This is a genomic window from Streptomyces sp. NPDC048461, assembly GCF_055587105.1.
The window spans coordinates 1-15,895 of record NZ_JBVJGW010000028.1 but is presented as its reverse complement, the minus strand read 5'-3'; the positions used below and the strand labels follow the sequence as shown (position 1 = coordinate 15,895).

The following is a 15,895-nucleotide window of genomic DNA, read 5'->3' as shown; positions in this document are numbered from 1 at the left end:
AGGCGGCGAGGTGAGAGCGGCGCGGGCTTTGGCACGGTTGGACGAGGTCGAGCTGGGTGACCACGTCTGCTGGCGCATGGATCCGGCAGCCACGTTCGCCGACGCACGGGGTTATGTCGCCGACGGGGCCCTCTACGGGGACAAGGTCGTGGTCATCGGGTCCCTCGGTTCCACCGAGATCCGGCGGGACGGCGGGCATCCGGCCTCCGTGGTCCTCGATCTGCCGCACCCGGCGGACACGGACGTCATGCTGGCCGCGGTCCGGCGGGAAGCCCGTACGGCGGTGCGCGAGGGCTTCCGGTCCGTACGGGTCCTGGCCGAGCGGACCCCGGCGGCGGCGCCCGGCGGCGCCGAGGAACTGCTGGCGCGTGAGCTGAAGCTGGACGAGTTCGCCTCGGAGAGCGGTGCGATCGTGGTGTGCGCGTTCAGGCCCGCCCAGTGGGAGGCTTCCGCGCTGGAACAGGCGGCCTGCGTACATCCGCACGAGACGGGAACGCGCGCCGCGCGTCCTGCTTTCCGGATGTTCAGCACGGGAACGGACAGATGGAGCGTGGACGGAGTGGTGGACTCGGAGTGCGCGGCGGCCTTCAACGCCGTCGTCCGCGCCGCGATGCGGTGCACGCCCACGGTGCGGCTGAGGTTCGACGCCCTGGAGATCATCGATGCGGCCGGCATGCACGCCCTGGTCGACGCGGCCCGTCACCTGCCCGACCGCCGGATCGTCGTGGAAGGTGCCAACGAGATCGTGCGACTGTGCTGGGAACTGGCGGGATACGCGGCGGCGGGCGTGCCGGTGGTGATGGCGGCATGACCGCGACCGTGCCTTCTAAGCCGACCGGCCCGGACGGGACCGGCTTCCGCCACGAGCTCTACCCGTACCGCGGGGAGGACCAGTTCCTGTCCGGGACACTGGACTTCATCCACGAGGCACTGGAAGCCGACGAGGCGGTGGTCGTGGCCGTCCCCTCGGACAAGACCTCGCTCCTGCGCGGCGAGCTCGCCGACGAACCGGCCGTCACCTTCGTCGACACCACGACGGCCGGCGCCAACCCCGGCCGGCACATCGCCGCCTGGTCGGCCTGGATGAACGGGAGCGGCGAAGAGGGCAGGACCGTGCGGGGCATCGGCGAAACCGCCTGGCGCCAGGCACGCGATACGGCGCACCTGTCGGAACTGCGCTATCACGAATGGCTGTTGAACCGGGCCTTCGCGCGCAGCTCCACGCGGTCGATGCTGTGCCCGTACGACGCGGCCGACGACGACGAGGACGCCCTGCGGCTGCTCTCCCGCTGTCACCCGCAGATCCGCCGCGACGGGCAGTACGCACCCAACGAGGAGTACCTCGGCGGCGATGAGTACGCCTTCGACGCGCTGACCGCACCCTGCGATCCGTTCCAGGAGCTGAGTTACGCACACGGCGACCTGGCCGCGATCCGCTCGAAGGTGTCCCAGTGCGCGTCCGACGCGGGCGTCTCCCCGGACCGGTTGCCGAAGCTCGCCGTCGCCGTCACCGAGATCGCCACGAACAGCATTCGCCACGGCGGGGGCGGCGGGACCCTGCGCACCTGGGCCCAGGACGAGACGTTCCTGTGCGAGTTCCGCGACTCCGGCTACATCCCCGACGTGCTGGCCGGCCGCAGCCGTCCCGAGCCGGACCAGATCGGCGGCCGCGGTCTGTGGCTCGCCCACCAGCTGTGCGACCTCGTCGAAGTCCGCTCCACCCGCGAGGTGGGCACCACGATCCGCCTGCACATGGACGCCCTGCGACACCGGTAGGGGCCTTGCCGGCAGGGGCCCGGCCCGGAGGGCCGCGCGGTGGTCAGGCGTCCGCGTAGTGCGCGGCGTACGCCTCGCCGGGCGGGATGACGGTGATGACGTCGATCAGCACGCCGTCGGGCGCGGCGATGATGAAGTGGCGCTGGCCGAACTCCTCGGTGCGCAGCGGCAGTACCTCGCTCAGGCCGGCCTCCGACACGAGCCGCCGGTACTCGGAGTCCACGTCGCCGACTTCGAAGTTCAGCAGCAGGCCGCCCCGGAGCGCGACCCGGTGGCCCTCGGGAACGGTCGGGTGGGCCGGGTCGAGGAGGGCCAGTTCGTACTGCGGGGCGTCGGGGCGGCGCAGGCTGACGTACCAGTCGGCCTCGAAGGTCACCTCGAACCCGAGGTGGCGCGTGTAGAAGGCGCGGGAGGCCGCCACGTCCCGGGTGGCGAGCACCGGATAGAAGCCGCCGAGCGCGGGCGCAGGCTCGGGCCCTTTCGTGGGCGGGGCGGCGGGCGTTACTCCAGGCGTGACAGCGGGGGTGATCGCGGGTTCCGTGGCCATGGCGGACTCCTTCGGTCCCGTTTTGCATACCTCGGGTATGTGAGTCATGCCGTTAGCATACCCCCGGTACGCGAAATGGAAAGGGCGGTGCGCGCGATGGCGGTCAACCGGGCGGAGCAGCGGGCGGCGACGCGGCAGGCGCTGCTGGACGAGGGGCGGCGGGGGTTCGCGGCCGGCGGGTACCACCACGTGGTGCTGGCCGAGGTGGCGCGGGCCGCCGGGGTCACCAAGGGGGCCGCCTACCACCACTTCGCCAGCAAGGCCGGGCTCTTCCGGGCCGTGGTCGCGGAGGTCCAGCGGGAACTGGGCGAGCGGGTCGCGGCCGAAGCCGAGCGGCACGAGGATCCGTGGGAGCAGCTCGGGGCCGGCTGCCGGGCCTTCCTGGCCGCCGGGACCGACCCGGCGGTACGACGGATCCTGCTGGTCGACGCGCCGACCGTGCTGGGCTGGGACGAGTGGCGGACCCTGGACGAGCAGGCCTCCGCCCGGCACCTCGCGGAAGCCCTGGCGTCCCTCGTCGCGGCCGGGATCATCGTCGAACAGCCGGTGGAGCCCCTGGCCCGGCTGCTCTCGGGCGCCATGAACGAGGCCGCGCTGTGGATCGCCGGCGGCGGGGACGCCCGGGCCGCGGAACGGGCGCTCGACGGGCTCCTGGCCGGGCTGCGCACCCCGGCGGCCTGACCGCGCGCGTCCCGGATCCCCCGCCCGCTGCCCCGCGCGACACTGGGGGAGTGACGGACAGTGGACGGCAGACGGAACGCCGCTTGGAGCGCGCCATCCTGGAGCTCTTGGAGCGCCGCGGCCCGACCGCGTCGATCTGCCCCTCCGACGCGGCGCGGGCCGTGTACGCCGGGGAGGGTGACGGCTGGCGCGCGCTCATGGAGCCGGCCCGCCGGGCGGCCCGGCGGCTGGTGGCGGCGGGCGAGGTGGAGATCACCCAGGCGGGCCGCCCCGTCGAGCCGGCGCGGGCGCACGGCCCGATCCGCATCCGCCGCGCCCGCTGACCGGCCCGGTACGCGACCGACCGGCGGGCAGCACGGTCCGGCGGGCAGCTCGGTCCGGCGCCGGCTGCGTCGCGGGCGGCTCCGTCCGGGGCGCCGGCCGTCAGGAGGAGCGGCCCTTCTTGCGCAGTGCGCCCGGCTTGTGGACGGCGTCGCGTCCGGTCGCCCCGCTCTCCACCTCGTACTGCGGCTGCTCCTCCGAGGCGTCGACGGTGCGGCCCGCGGCCCGCGTACGCTTCGTGATCTTCTTCTTCACGCGGCCCGTCACCTCCTGGCCGTGGCTCTTCCACGTGACCTCGTCACCCCGGCCGAGGTCGTCCTTGCCGGCGCTCGCCATGTTCCTCTCCCTCCTGTGGGAGCCGGCCGCCCCGGTCCGGCGGCGCGGCCGTGCCCGGTTCGGCGCCCCTGTTCCAGCCTCGGGCCCGCGGCCCGCACGCGCACCTTCCGGCCGGGCCGTGACACGGGCGTTCGAGCCGTACGGAACGGCCGCGTCAGCCCTCGCGGGCCCGGACCGGGTTGCTTGGATGGGGGCATGAGTCCAGTGCACTGGTTGTTCGGCGACCAGCTCGGCCCGCACTTCACCGCCACCGCCGCCGGCGGGACCCCGCGGAACACCCGGTGGCTGCTCATCGAGTCCCGGGCCGTCTTCCGGCGCCGGAGGTTCCACCGGGCCAAGGCCCATCTGGTGCTCAGCGCCATGCGTCACCGTGCGGCCGACCTCGGCCGGAGCGTGCGGTACGTCGAGGCGGAGACGTACCGGGAAGGCCTGGCGCGCGCCGTCGGCGACGCACCGGTCTCCGTGCACCACCCCACCTCCCGTGCCGCCCTCTCCCTGGTGGCCTCGCTGCCGCAGGTCACGGTCCACCCGGCCCGCGGGTTCCTCGTCGGGCACCGGGAGTTCGCCGACTGGGCCGCCCGGCAGAAGGGGCGGAGGCTGCTCCAGGAGAACCTGTACGAGCACACCCGGCGCACCCACGACATCCTGATGGAGGGGGACCGGCCGGCGGGCGGCCGCTGGAACCTGGACCACGACAACCGCGAGCCCCCGCCCCGCGGCCGGACCACGCTGGGTGCGCCGGCGCCGTACCGGCCCCGGGAGGACGAGATCGACGAGGGCGTCCGGCGGGACCTGGACCGGTGGGAACGCGAGGAGGGGATCACCTTCGTGGGCCGCGACGGCCCCCGCCTGTTCCCCGCGAGCCGCCGCGAGGCACTGGCCGCGCTCGACCACTTCGTCACGCACCGCCTCGCCGGCTTCGGCGCGCACGAGGACGCCATGCTGGCCGGCGACCCGGTGATGAGCCACAGCCTGCTGTCCTCCTCGCTCAACCTCGGCCTCCTCGACCCGTGGGAGTGCGTGAGCCGGGCCGAGGAGGCCTGGCGGGCCGGGCTCGTGCCGCTCAACAGCGCCGAGGGCTTCGTCCGGCAGGTCTGCGGCTGGCGCGAGTACGTGTGGAACCTGTACTGGCACCTCGGCGAGGAGTACCGGCACCGCAACGACCTGCGGCACACGGCGCCCCTGCCCCCGTGGTTCGCTGAGCTGGACGCGGACGCGCCCGGTGCCCGCTGCCTGTCCACCGTGCTGGCGCAGGTGCGGGACACGGGGTGGACGCACCACATCCCCCGGCTGATGGTCCTCGGCAGCCGTGCGCTGCAGCAGGGCTGGGACCCCGCGGAGGTGACCGACTGGTTCCACCGCTGCTTCGTCGACGGCTACGACTGGGTGATGCTGCCGAACGTGGTGGGCATGTCGCAGTACGCGGACGGCGGGCTGATGACGACCAAGCCCTACACCTCGGGCGGCGCCTACATCCACCGGATGAGCGACCTGTGCGGGGGCTGCCGCTACCGGCCCGGCGACCGCACGGGCGAGCGGGCCTGCCCGTACACCGTCGGCTACTGGTCCTTCCTGGAGCGGCACCGCGCCCGCCTGGAGGGCAACCCGCGCATGGCCCGGGCCGTGCGGGGCCTGGACCGGCTGGGCGACCTCGCGCAGGTCGTCCGGGCGCACCGCGACGCGGGAGACACCCCGCCCTGAGGCGCCCCGGGGCGTGCCCCGGTGGCGCCCAGGGGCCGCCTACAGTGGTAGGTCACCCGCGGCGGCCCGCGCCGGGCTCGTCCGGGCTCCCGCCCGTGCCCCTCGGCCGGCCGGCCACCCGGATCCGCAGGAGAGGAGACGCACATGGGCGCCGCCCAGCCGTACGACACGGGCCCGCCGGACGGGCCCGCGGACGCCCTGTTCGGCTTGGAGGATCTCGACACCGGGCAGGAGCGCCGCAGCCCGGGCGACGGCCGTCCGCTGTTCCGCGACACTCCGGCCGCGCGCCGGCTGCTGTCGGTGCGGCGGATCCACGCCGAGCCCGGTGCCGCCGCCTCGCCGCGCGGGCGGCAGGTCCTCGCCCGCTTTCCCGGGGCCGAGGTCGTGCCGGTGGACTCGCACTGGGGGATCCCGGACCTCCACGGCAACGAGGGGAACGTCGACCGCTGGGTCCGCATCAAGAGCGAGGTCCTGGTCCTCGGGGAGCGGAAGACGCTGACCACGCGCCCCAACGGCCGCTCCGCGGACTGGATCGCCCCCGGACACGCCAACGGCTGCGCCATGGCCTGCGCCTATTGCTACGTCCCGCGGCGCAAGGGGTTCGCCAACCCGATCACCGTGTTCACCAACATCGAGCGCATCACCGCCCACCTCTCCCGTCACGTCGCGCGCCTGGGCCCCAAGCCGGAGGCCAACCAGTGCGACCCGGCCGCATGGGTCTACGACATCGGGGAGAACAGCGACTGCTCGGTGGACGCCCTGATCAGCGAGAACGTGGGAGACCTGATCCGCGCCTTCGCCCGCTGGCCGACCGCCAAGGCCTCCTTCGCCACCAAGTTCGTCAACCCGGACCTGCTGCTGTGCGATCCGCGCGGTCGCACCCGCGTACGGTTCTCCGTCATGCCGCAGGAGGACTCCAAGCTGCTGGACGTCCGCACGAGCCCGGTGGAGAGCCGGATCGCCGCCGCGGGCGACTTCCTGGAAGCGGGGTACGAGGTCCACTTCAACCTCTCGCCCGTGGTCGTCCGGCCCGGCTGGGAACGGGACTGGGCGCTCCTGCTGACCCATATGGACGACGTCCTGCCGCGCGCGGTCAAGGAGCAGGCGGCAGCTGAGGTGATCATGCTGACGCACAACCGGGAACTCCACGAACTGAACCTCGGCTGGCACCCGCGCGCCGAGGACGCCCTGTGGCAGCCCGGCATCCAGCAGCCCAAACGCTCCGAGAACGGCAGCACCAACGTCCGCTACCGCGACGGCGTGAAGGCCGGCGCGGTCGGGACGATGCGCACGCTGGTGGCCACCCACGCGCCGTGGCTGCGCATCCGGTACGCCTTCTGACGGCAGGTCCCGTACGGGCGCCGCGTGCCGCCGGTCACCGCCCGGGATCCATCCCGGCGGGATCGACGAGCCTGCGGGTGGCGGAGCGCAGCGCGAAGGCCATCACCACTTCGAACACGCCCAGCAGGACGAGCCAGAGTCCCAGCAGGCGGGTCAGGGCGACCGCGGAGTCCACCGGGAAGCAGAGCACCACGATCCCGGCGACGGTGCCGAGGGCGCCCAGGGCGAACAGGAAGCCACGGTGCAGGAGCCCCCGGTCGGCGATCGCCACGTACGCCGTGAGCACCCCGGTCAGCAGCCAGAACACGCCGACGATCAGGGACAGGGCGCCGATCGTCTGCATCGGGTGCCGCAGCACCAGGACGCCCGCCAGGAACGCGAGCACGGCGATGAGGACGCCCGCCAGCCTGCTGCCGCCGTCGTCACTGCTGTGGGAGAAGGCCGTGACGAACCGGAAGCCGCCGGCCACCAGCAACTGCAGACCGATGATCACGGCCAGGACGTGCAGCGTCTCGTCGGGCCAGACGAGGACGAGGATGCCCGGGATCAGGGTGGCCAGGGCGAAGCCGAGCGCCCAGTGCCACGATCCTCCGAGCCGCTTGAGAACGTCCTCGGGGTCGCTCTGCGGGCCTTGTGGGCCCCTCGGACCTTGCGGTACCGCATCGGGGACAACGGTCATCACGCCTCCCGGGCCGGCCGGACGGAGTCCTTGCCTGACGGACTCATTTTAGGCCGCAGGGGTACGACTCGCCGCTCCGGCCGGGCGGACGGCGCCCGAGGCGCGGAAGCGACCCCGAACCACGTTGCCGGTTACTGCTGGGGCTGGGTGGCGATCTGGATCAGGTTGCCGCAGGTGTCGTCGAAGACGGCGGTGGTGACGACGCCCATGTCCAGCGGCTCCTGGGTGAACCGCACCCCGAGGGCGCGCAGGCGCTCGTACTCCGCGTGCACGTCCTCGACGGCGAACTGGGCCAGCGGGATGCCGTCCTTGACGAGCGTGTCGCGGTACGGCCCGACGGCCGGGTGGCCGGAGGGCTCCAGGAGGAGCTGGGTGCCGCCCGGGTCGTCCGGCGAGACGACCGTCAGCCACCGGGCCGTCCCGCCCACGGGGACGTCGTACTTCTTCACGAATCCGAGGATCTCGGTGTAGAAGCGCAGGGCCTCGGCCTGGTCGTCGACGAAGACGCTGGTCATGTGGATCTTCACGGGGTGCTCTCCTCGGGGTCGGACGGGACGGGCGCGGGCCACCGCTCGGCGATCTGCCGCAACGGGGCCGTGTTCAGGTCGTGGAACTTGTAACGGCCCTCCCGTCTGGTCTCGACGAGTCCGGCGGCCTCCAGCACGGCGAGGTGCTGGGAGACCGCCTGGCGCGAGATGCCGAGCCGGTGCTTCGTGCTCAGGCGCGCACAGATCTCGAACAGCGTCTGTCCGGACCTTTCCGTGAGCTCGTCGAGGATGGTGCGGCGGGTGGGGTCGGCCAAGGCTTTGAAGAGGTCGTCGGCCACGCCCGGAGGATAGGCAACCACAGACTTGCCTATCAAGTCGAGGCGACGCGTCCGCCCGCTCACGTGTCCGGGCCCGGTGCCTCCCGCGCCCGGCCCCCCTGCGCCCCGGATCCCGCTACGCTCCCGCCCGGCGTCGGCGGACGAGGCCGGCGGCCCCGTCGAGGACGAGGAAGCCGAGCAGGGTGATCCCCAGGACCGGCAGCGCCCAGCCCAGCGCCACCACGGCCGGGAGCCCGACCACGAGAGCCGGCAGGGGCAGCGTGCGCCAGGCGCCGCGGGCCGGGGCCTTGCCCAGGGCGGCCTTGCGGTCCCCGCGGGTGGGGCGGCGCTGCCACCACATGCGATAGCCCCACAGGGTGACCAGGACCAGGCCGAGTGCGACGACGGCCAGCGCGATCTGGTTGGCCACTCCGAAGAGCACGCCCATGTGGCCCTGGACGCCGAGTTTGCTGAGCTTGGCCGCCGGCGGGTGGTCCGCCCACCGGGTGTGCGAGACGACCCGGCTCGTGCCGGTGTCCACGGCGACCCGGTCGTAGTGCACCGGCCAGACGTTGTCCGTCTGCGCCACGACCCACGCGCGGGAGGCGTCGGCAGGGGGCGTCACCTCGACGGTGCCCCCCAGCCCCGCCCCGCGGGCAGCGTCCAGCGCCGTGTCGAAGGCGGCCGGATCGGCGTCGGCGGTCTTCCCGCCAGCGCCGTGGCCCGCGTGCTCCCCGCCCTCCTCGCCGGCCGGCGGCGGCTGCGCGCCGGGCAGCAGCGTGTCGAGCTCCGGCGCGCGGCCCTTGACCGCGTCCAGCAGCTGCCCGAAACGCTCGCCGGAGTGGTGCGACCAGGTCAGGCCGGTGGCGCTGAGGAAGAACAGGCCGAGCGCGAGCCACACGCCCGTCGCCGCGTGGAGGCTGCGCGTCCGCCGCACCCCCTTGGCGGCCCGGTCCGGCAGCAGGACTCCGCGGGCCGACCGGGCGCGCTGCCCGCGGCTGCGGCCGATCCACAGCACCAGACCACCCGCGACGACCACCCAGAGCCAGCTCGCGGCGACCTCGGAGTAGAGACGGCCGGTCTCGCCCAGGTGGAGGTTCCGGTGCAGGTCGTCCAGCCAGGTGGTCAGCGGAGTCGATCCGTACCAGGTGGTGAGCTCGCCCCGTACCTGCGCGGTGTACGGGTCGACGAAGACGGTGCGCTGCCGCTCGCCCAACTCGGGTACGGACAGCACCACCCGGGTGGTGTCCTGCGGCCGCGCGGGTGTGGTGACGGAAGCGAGGGAGCCCTCCGGGTGCGCGGCCCGTGCCGCCGCTATCTGCTCCGCCAGCGGACGGGCACGGTCGCCGACCTGCTCCACGCGCAGCCGGTCGCCGTACACGAGCTGGTCGAGCTGGGGCGTGACGGTGTAGATCAGCCCGGTGAGGGCCGCGACGAGGAGGAACGGGGCGACGAACACCCCTGCGTAGAAGTGCATCCGCAGCAGCAGGGCGCGCGCACCCCGCCACGAGCGCCCGGAGGGTTCCCCCGGGGCCGTTGCGGCGTCGGCCGACCCCTGCGTGTCGTGACCGATGGCTGAAGACATGCGTGTTCCCCAATCAGTACGCGCGCCCTGTCCGTGCGCGTACGGCGAAGCCGATAGGTGGTGTGCGCCGCGAGCGGGCGCCGTAACCGGGTGCCGCGCCCGGTACATCGGCCGTCGAACATGCAGGTCAACCCATCCTTCAGTCCCGACACGGCTCCTCTTCCTGGTGCGTTCGCGCGAGGGACCGCCTGTCGGCGCCTGATCACCTCTCCCATGTAGTCGGACGGGAACCCCATCTGGTTTCCGCCGGTTTTCGCGCGGCGACGGCCGCCTCCGCCTCCAGGGGGTGCAGGCGTTCGGGGAACCGGGGGCCGCCGGGGAGCGCAGGGGTACGCGGGAACGCCGCAGCCCTCCAGGGGCGGCGGCGGCGGAACTCCGGCAGCAGGCGACGACTCCACGCCTGAAGGCGTCCTCCAGGGCGGGCCGTCCGGTCTGAAGCGGCACCGCGTCAATCCAGTGCGCCCGTTCGAAGCGGCCCGCCCGGGCCCGCCCGTGCCGGTAGGGCTACTTCTGGCAGGTGAAGGTCACCTGCGCGCTCCGCGCGGTCATCTTCTGGTCCGGCAGGTGCAGGGTGACGAAGGTGCTCACGGTCGAGGCGTTCGCCTGGCCCGGCACCTGCACCACGTGCAGCAGCGCCTTCGTACTCGTGCCCTTGCCGAAGTCCGCGGTACCCGGGGAGACCGGGTCGGAACTGGAGGCGAACGTCCAGTGGTACCGGACCTTGCCCGGCCCGGTGGCGGTGATCTTGCCGTCGAACTCCGCCGTGGTGCCCTTGGCGCAGTCGATGACCGACCCGGGCGGCGTCAGGACGACCACCTCGACCTTCCCGACCTTGACGCTCTGCTTGCCGTCGGACGGCTTCGGCGGGGGAGGCTTCGCGCAGGTGACGCGCTTGCCCTGCTGGCCCCCGCCCGCCTTGTAGGCGACGACGCCGTACGCGCCGTGCTGCAGGCCCGGCCGGTCCAGTTCGCCCTTGGCGTTCACCGTGGCGCGGAAGGTGGTCTTCGGCCCGTCGACCCGCACCGACTGGTTCGCGGCGAACCCGCCGAGGTGCAGCTTGTAGCGCACGTCCGCGCCCGGCTTGGCGCCGGCGCCCGGCACCAGCTCGCAGGAGGGCGCCGCGGGCGCGGCCCCCGGCTCCGCCGAGCGGCCCTGGGCCGCGAAGGCGGGGGTGAGGGCGACCGAGGAGGCGAGGAGCGGGGCCGCGAGGAGCAGGAGGCAACGACGCCGGTTCGTCTGCCGGATCATGGTGCTGCCCTTCATGAGGGAGTACCCCGAGGCAAGTCCTCAGGATATCGGTGGACGCGGTCACCGGGCAGCCCGAGCCCCGCAGCCCCGCCGCCGCACGGCTTCGGGCACGGTGCGCCGCCCCGCAGCCCGGGAGGCGCCGGACCCGTGCGGGGAGCCGCGTCGTACGTCACGCGGCCGTCACCCGTGCCGCCCCCCGGCCGGTACGGTCGTGACCAACGTGCCGATCCGCTCGTTCAAGATTGCCCCGGGGTCGACGACCGGCCCTGCCCCGACCGGCCCTGCCCCGACCGGCCCTTGACCGGAAGCCGCGGTGAAGGCCGGGGCCTTCGCCCCGACTTCGGCGGACGTGAACTCTTCCCGGGATCCTGCGCCCGCCGCACCCGGAAAGTATGATCAAGCAATGTCTGACATGACCGAAACCACGCCCGGTTGGCTGACCAGCGACGAGCTGGAACTGGCCAGGGCCCGGATGCCGATCCTTTACGTGGAGGCCGTGCCCGTACGCGTGGACACCAGCGGCGAAGTCACCAGCATCGGACTGCTGTTGCGCATCGGCCCGGACGGGACGGTCAGCCGGACGCTGGTCTCCGGCCGCGTCCTGCACCACGAGCGGGTCCGGGACGCACTGCTGCGCCACCTGGAGAAGGACCTCGGTCCGATGGCCCTGCCCCGGGTGCCGGCCTCCCTCCAGCCCTTCACGGTCGCCGAGTACTTCCCCACGGTGGGCGTCACCTCCTACCACGATCCCCGCCAGCACGCCGTGTCCCTCGCCTACATCGTCCCGGTGACCGGCGACTGCCGGCCCCGGCAGGACGCGCTGGACCTGGTCTGGCTCAGCCCGGAGGAGGCCGCCTCCGTGTCCGTGCAGAACGAAATGCCGGGCGGACACGGGGTCCTGCTCAAGCAGGCGCTCGCGTACGCGGGGCACACCTACTGAGCCGGGGCGGTACGGGCGGGTGCACCCCACCCGCCCGTACCGCACCCCCTACGGGACCCGGTCCGCCGGCGTGGGGCCTCCGCCCTCCGCGGCCCGCGTGGCCCGGGCGATGAGCAGGGCCACGTCGTCGTGGTCTCCCGGGTGGCGCAGGGTGTGCAGGAGCTGGTCGCAGGTGTCGTCCAGCGAGCGTTCCGGGTCGTTCAGGACGTCGAGCAGGACGGCGAGCCGGGCGTCGAGCGGCGCATCGCGGGTCTCGACCAGCCCGTCGGTGTACAGGACGAGCTGGTCGCCCGCCCCCATGGCGATGCTGGTGGCGTGGAACGGGACGCCGCAGCCGCCCAGCGGCGCGCCGGTGGGCAGGTCGAGGAGCTCGCGGGTGCCGTTCGCGCGGAGGAGCACGGGCGGCAGGTGCCCGGCGAGGGCCAGGCGACACTGCGCCGTGCTCGGGTCGTAGACGGCGTAGACGCAGGTCGCGATGGTGTCGAGGCTCTCGGTGACGTGGTCGAGGTGGTACATGACCTGCGCGGGATCGAGGTCGAGGTCGGCCAGCGTCCGGGTGGCGGTGCGCAGCTGCCCCATGCTGGCCGCGGCCCCGACTCCGCTGCCCATGACGTCGCCGACGACGAGGGCCGTCTTGTCGCCGCTGAGGGGGATCACGTCGAACCAGTCGCCGCCGATCTCCATGGTGGCCTGGGCGGGCCGGTAGCGGGTGGCGACTTCCAGGCCGGGCCGCCGCGGGGGCGTGCGGGGCAGCAGGCTGTGCTGGAGGGTGAGGGCGGTGTGGCGCTGTTCCTCCACGGCGCGGTGCCGCTCGGTGACGTCCACGCTGGAGGTGGCCACGCCCAGCACGTTCCCGTTGGGGGCCTCCAGCCGGTAGAACGAGATGGACCAGGCGTGGTCGTGGTCCGGATCGGCCGGGGTACGGCCGACGGTGTACTGGTCCACGATGGGGACGCCGGTCGCCAGGACCTCGCGCATCGCCGCCTCGAAGGACGCGTCCACCGCAGGCAGCACTTCGTGGACGTGCCGCCCGATGTGCTCGGCGGCCGACACCCCGTTGAGACGCTCCTCCGCGGGATTGACCGACACGTACCGCAGGTCGGTGTCCAGCACGCCCAGGCCGATCGGAGACTGGGCCACCAGCCGTGCGGCCAGCGCCAGGTCCCGCTCGACCTGCCGCACCGTCGCCTGGTCCGCGGCCAGGCCCAGGGCGTAGTACTCCTCCTGGGAGTCCAGCAGCCGCATGTTGCGGAACTCGACCATGCGCGTGCTGCCGTCCTTGTGGCGGACGGGGAAGGTGCCCGCCCAGTTGCCCCTGCCCTCCATGACCTGGGCGAACATGTCCAGTACGACCGCCAGGTGCTCCTCGTGGAGGAGCAGGCGGCCCGCGAACTCGCCGAGCGCCTCCTCGGCCGTGTACCCGAACAGGTCCTCGGCCTGCGGGCTCCACAGGTCGATCCGGCCTTCGGCGTCGAGGAGGACGGCCGCGACGCCCAGTACGTCGAGCAGGCCGCCCTGCGCGGACGCGGCGTCCCACATCCCGTCGGCATCGCCCCGCGAAGGCTCGATCGCACCCATGCTCCGGACTCCTTCCGGCCGCGCCGGGCCGTGGCCTCCTGCCGGCCGAGGCCGTGTACCGGCGTCTGCACTCACGGCCGTCCCATCGTGCCCCCTTCACCGGACGTACGTGCGCGCCACGCTGTCGGGAGACCTTCCGGCGGCCCCGGCCGCCAGGAGCCGAACCCCGGGCGTGACCCGTTCGGAGCACACGGGAGGCCGCCGTACGGGGTCGGGACTACGTTCGGTGGGTATGGCACGCGTACGCAACGACGGTGGGTCCGCCCGTGAGACCGCCCGTGAGTCCGGCCCCACCCGCCGCGCCCTGCTCGTCGCCGGCGCGGGGGCGGCGGCACTCGCCGCAGGCTGCGCCCCCGGAGGCATCTCCGGAGCGGCGGCCCCCACGCCCAGCGGCTCCGCGCCGACCGGTGGGGCCGCGGACAACCCCACCCCGGGCGCGATGACGCTCTTCAAGGACCCCGCCTACAACTTCAACGGCCTGCTCGCCCTCGGCGCCGCCGGCGCGGGCGCAAGCGAGGTCGGCGAAGTCCTGACCGCCGTGAACGCGATCAACGGGGCGGGCCTCTCCGCACAGACGTACGTCTCGACGTTCCGTGCCCTGGGCGATCAGCTGCTCAAGGCACCGCCCGGCGCACCGGCCGACGACCAGACCAAGCGGTTCCGGGCACTGCGCGCCGCCCAGTACTACGGCCAGGCCCTCTTCTTCGTCCTCGGGTCCGACGACCCGGGCAGCGAGGAACAGCTGTACAAGGCCGGCCGGGGCGCCTGGGACACCTTCTGCGACCTGTGCGAACCGGCTGCCGTGAAGGCCGCCGTCCCGTACGGCACGACCCCCCTGCCGGTGTGGTTCTTCCGCCCCGACGAGTCGGACACCCCCCGGCCGACCGTGATCCTGACCAACGGCAGCGACGGCCAGAACGTCGACATGTGGACCTACGGAGTTCCCGCCGCCCTCGCGCGCGGCTGGAACGCGCTCGTCTACGACGGGCCGGGCCAGGGGCAGCTGCTCTTCGTCGACCGGGTGGTGTTCACCCCCACCTGGGAGAAGGTCGTCAGCCCGCTCGTCGACTGGCTGACCGCCCGCCCGGACGTGGATCCGAAGCGGATCGCCCTGACCGGCCTGAGCATGGCCGGCGACCTCGCCCCCAGGGCCGCCGCGTTCGACGACCGGATCGCCGCACTGGTCGCCATGCCCGGCTGCGTCGAACCGTGGCTCGGCTTCCCGCCGGAGATCCGGAAGATCCTCACGCCCGACAAGGAGGAGACGAACGACATCTGGAACAAGGAGGTCGTTCCCGAACTCCCGCCGGACGCGGCCGCCGTCATGAAGAAGCGCTTCGAGCCCTTCTCCGCCCCGGCGATGCTGGAAGCCCGCCAGGGCAAGCTGTTCACCGACTTCTACACCCCGGCCACCCGGATCCGGGCACTCTCGATCAGCTCCGTGGTGGGCCGCATCAAGGCGCCCACCCTGGTGCTGGACTACGACGACGAGCAGTTCTACCCGGGCCAGCCGCGCCAGATGTACGACAAACTCACCGCTCCCAAGGACTACCTCAAGCTCACCGCGGCGCAGGGCGCCCAGCTCCACTGCTCCCCGATGGCACCCCAACTGCACTGCGAGGTCGTCTTCGACTGGCTCCAGCAGACCCTGCCGGGCAGCTGACCCCGTCGTCTCCCGCTGTCTCCCGTCGTCTCCCGCCGTCGTGGCGTCGCAACCGGGCCCGCCCGCACCGTCCTTGTCGGAAGATCACAAAGTCTCGTGGTGGCCGGTCGGCCTCGGGTTACGCTCCCCGATCCGGGCCCCCAGGGGGCCACCGGCGACTCCCGATAGGACTGCACAGTGAAGGATCCGAAGGACAGGCTGGACGACCTGCGGGTCGACATCGAGCGTCGCAACCCCGCCCAGCCCGAGTTCCACCAGGCGGTGCGCGAGGTCCTGGACACGCTGGCACCGGTTTTCGCGGCGCGCCCCGAGTTCGCCGACCCCGCCGTGGCCCTGGTCGAGCGGCTCACGGAGCCGGAGCGTCAGATCGTCTTCCGGGTTCCGTGGACGGATGACCGGGGTCGGGTGCATGTCAATCGTGGTTTCCGGGTGGAGTTCAACAGTGCGCTGGGTCCGTACAAGGGGGGTTTGCGTTTTCATCCGTCGGTGGACATCGGTGTGGTGAAGTTCCTCGGTTTCGAGCAGGTGTTCAAGAATGCGCTGACGGGTTTGGGTATCGGTGGTGGCAAGGGGGGCAGTGACTTCGATCCGCGCGGGAGGTCGGATGCGGAGGTGATGCGGTTCTGTCAGTCGTTCATGACGGAGCTGTACCGGCACATCGGGGAGCACACGGATGTGCCGGCGGGTGACATCG

General features: G+C 73.0%; 17 protein-coding genes. 9 read left to right on the top strand and 8 right to left on the bottom strand.

Annotated features, from left to right (window positions below):
- Positions 1 to 10: 10 nt before the first annotated feature.
- Together ACZ6S8_RS32940 and ACZ6S8_RS32935 are read left to right on the top strand one after the other, a co-directional pair.
- On the top strand, positions 11 to 811 hold the full coding sequence (locus ACZ6S8_RS32940) for an MEDS domain-containing protein (protein WP_469461193.1): 801 nt from the start codon (positions 11 to 13) through the stop codon (positions 809 to 811).
- Positions 808 to 1,776, top strand: a complete 969-nt coding sequence (locus ACZ6S8_RS32935; protein ID WP_469461192.1) for an anti-sigma factor RsbA family regulatory protein — start codon at positions 808 to 810, stop codon at positions 1,774 to 1,776. Before ACZ6S8_RS32940 ends, ACZ6S8_RS32935 begins: the two co-directional genes overlap by 4 nt.
- Positions 1,777 to 1,819: 43 nt before the next feature.
- On the opposite strand, the gene ACZ6S8_RS32930 is transcribed toward ACZ6S8_RS32935, so the two are convergent.
- Complete coding sequence (locus ACZ6S8_RS32930) at positions 1,820 to 2,323, bottom strand: VOC family protein (RefSeq protein WP_469461190.1); 504 nt, start codon at positions 2,321 to 2,323, stop codon at positions 1,820 to 1,822.
- A gap of 96 nt (positions 2,324 to 2,419) precedes the next feature.
- Between ACZ6S8_RS32930 and ACZ6S8_RS32925 the strand changes: the two genes are divergently transcribed.
- Both ACZ6S8_RS32925 and ACZ6S8_RS32920 read left to right on the top strand, forming a co-directional pair.
- Positions 2,420 to 3,004 carry a TetR/AcrR family transcriptional regulator gene (locus tag ACZ6S8_RS32925; RefSeq protein ID WP_469461334.1) on the top strand — a complete coding sequence of 195 codons (585 nt, stop codon included), beginning with the start codon at positions 2,420 to 2,422 and terminating at the stop codon, positions 3,002 to 3,004.
- 50 nt (positions 3,005 to 3,054) lie between these two features.
- Positions 3,055 to 3,327 carry a DUF3253 domain-containing protein gene (locus tag ACZ6S8_RS32920; RefSeq protein WP_469461189.1) on the top strand — a complete coding sequence of 91 codons (273 nt, stop codon included), beginning with the start codon at positions 3,055 to 3,057 and terminating at the stop codon, positions 3,325 to 3,327.
- 100 nt (positions 3,328 to 3,427) lie between these two features.
- Here ACZ6S8_RS32920 and ACZ6S8_RS32915 read toward each other — a convergent pair whose 3' ends face one another.
- Entirely contained in the window at positions 3,428 to 3,661 is a 234-nt protein-coding gene (locus tag ACZ6S8_RS32915) for a hypervirulence associated TUDOR domain-containing protein (RefSeq protein ID WP_469461187.1), read from the bottom strand.
- Between the two features lie 195 nt (positions 3,662 to 3,856).
- Between ACZ6S8_RS32915 and ACZ6S8_RS32910 the strand changes: the two genes are divergently transcribed.
- A complete protein-coding gene (locus tag ACZ6S8_RS32910) occupies positions 3,857 to 5,362 on the top strand; it encodes a cryptochrome/photolyase family protein (RefSeq protein WP_469461185.1) in 1,506 nt (501 codons plus the stop codon).
- Between the two features lie 144 nt (positions 5,363 to 5,506).
- A complete protein-coding gene (locus ACZ6S8_RS32905) occupies positions 5,507 to 6,703 on the top strand; it encodes a spore photoproduct lyase family protein (RefSeq protein WP_469461183.1) in 1,197 nt (398 codons plus the stop codon).
- Between the two features lie 34 nt (positions 6,704 to 6,737).
- Here the strand turns inward: ACZ6S8_RS32905 and ACZ6S8_RS32900 are convergent, their stop codons facing one another.
- The 5 genes from ACZ6S8_RS32900 to ACZ6S8_RS32880 all read right to left on the bottom strand — a co-directional run bounded on the left by ACZ6S8_RS32900 (position 6,738) and on the right by ACZ6S8_RS32880 (position 11,035).
- Positions 6,738 to 7,382 (bottom strand): HdeD family acid-resistance protein, encoded by a 645-nt coding sequence (locus ACZ6S8_RS32900; protein WP_469461181.1) that lies wholly within the window; start codon positions 7,380 to 7,382, stop codon positions 6,738 to 6,740.
- Positions 7,383 to 7,513: 131 nt separating this feature from the next.
- Entirely contained in the window at positions 7,514 to 7,909 is a 396-nt protein-coding gene (locus ACZ6S8_RS32895; RefSeq protein WP_469461179.1) for a VOC family protein, read from the bottom strand.
- Positions 7,906 to 8,208, bottom strand: coding sequence for an ArsR/SmtB family transcription factor (locus ACZ6S8_RS32890; protein ID WP_469461178.1), 303 nt, complete (start codon positions 8,206 to 8,208; stop codon positions 7,906 to 7,908). The genes ACZ6S8_RS32895 and ACZ6S8_RS32890 overlap by 4 nt, the downstream gene beginning before the upstream one ends.
- 115 nt (positions 8,209 to 8,323) lie before the next feature.
- On the bottom strand, positions 8,324 to 9,772 hold the full coding sequence (locus tag ACZ6S8_RS32885) for a PepSY-associated TM helix domain-containing protein (RefSeq protein WP_469461176.1): 1,449 nt from the start codon (positions 9,770 to 9,772) through the stop codon (positions 8,324 to 8,326).
- 504 nt (positions 9,773 to 10,276) lie between these two features.
- A complete protein-coding gene (locus tag ACZ6S8_RS32880) occupies positions 10,277 to 11,035 on the bottom strand; it encodes a hypothetical protein (protein ID WP_469461174.1) in 759 nt (252 codons plus the stop codon).
- A gap of 397 nt (positions 11,036 to 11,432) precedes the next feature.
- On the opposite strand from ACZ6S8_RS32880, the gene ACZ6S8_RS32875 reads away from it, so the two are divergent.
- Positions 11,433 to 11,960, top strand: a complete 528-nt coding sequence (locus tag ACZ6S8_RS32875) for an NUDIX hydrolase family protein (protein WP_469461333.1) — start codon at positions 11,433 to 11,435, stop codon at positions 11,958 to 11,960.
- A 48-nt stretch (positions 11,961 to 12,008) separates the two neighbouring features.
- Here ACZ6S8_RS32875 and ACZ6S8_RS32870 read toward each other — a convergent pair whose 3' ends face one another.
- Positions 12,009 to 13,538 (bottom strand): PP2C family protein-serine/threonine phosphatase, encoded by a 1,530-nt coding sequence (locus tag ACZ6S8_RS32870; protein ID WP_469461173.1) that lies wholly within the window; start codon positions 13,536 to 13,538, stop codon positions 12,009 to 12,011.
- A gap of 232 nt (positions 13,539 to 13,770) precedes the next feature.
- Here ACZ6S8_RS32870 and ACZ6S8_RS32865 point away from each other — a divergent pair, with 232 nt between their 5' ends.
- Both ACZ6S8_RS32865 and ACZ6S8_RS32860 read left to right on the top strand, forming a co-directional pair.
- The gene (locus ACZ6S8_RS32865) at positions 13,771 to 15,201 is read left to right on the top strand and encodes an alpha/beta hydrolase family protein (protein ID WP_469461171.1); all 1,431 of its coding nucleotides are present in this window, start codon (positions 13,771 to 13,773) and stop codon (positions 15,199 to 15,201) included.
- Between the two features lie 177 nt (positions 15,202 to 15,378).
- A partial coding sequence (locus ACZ6S8_RS32860) for a Glu/Leu/Phe/Val dehydrogenase dimerization domain-containing protein (protein WP_469461170.1) occupies positions 15,379 to 15,895 on the top strand: 517 nt, incomplete at its 3' end.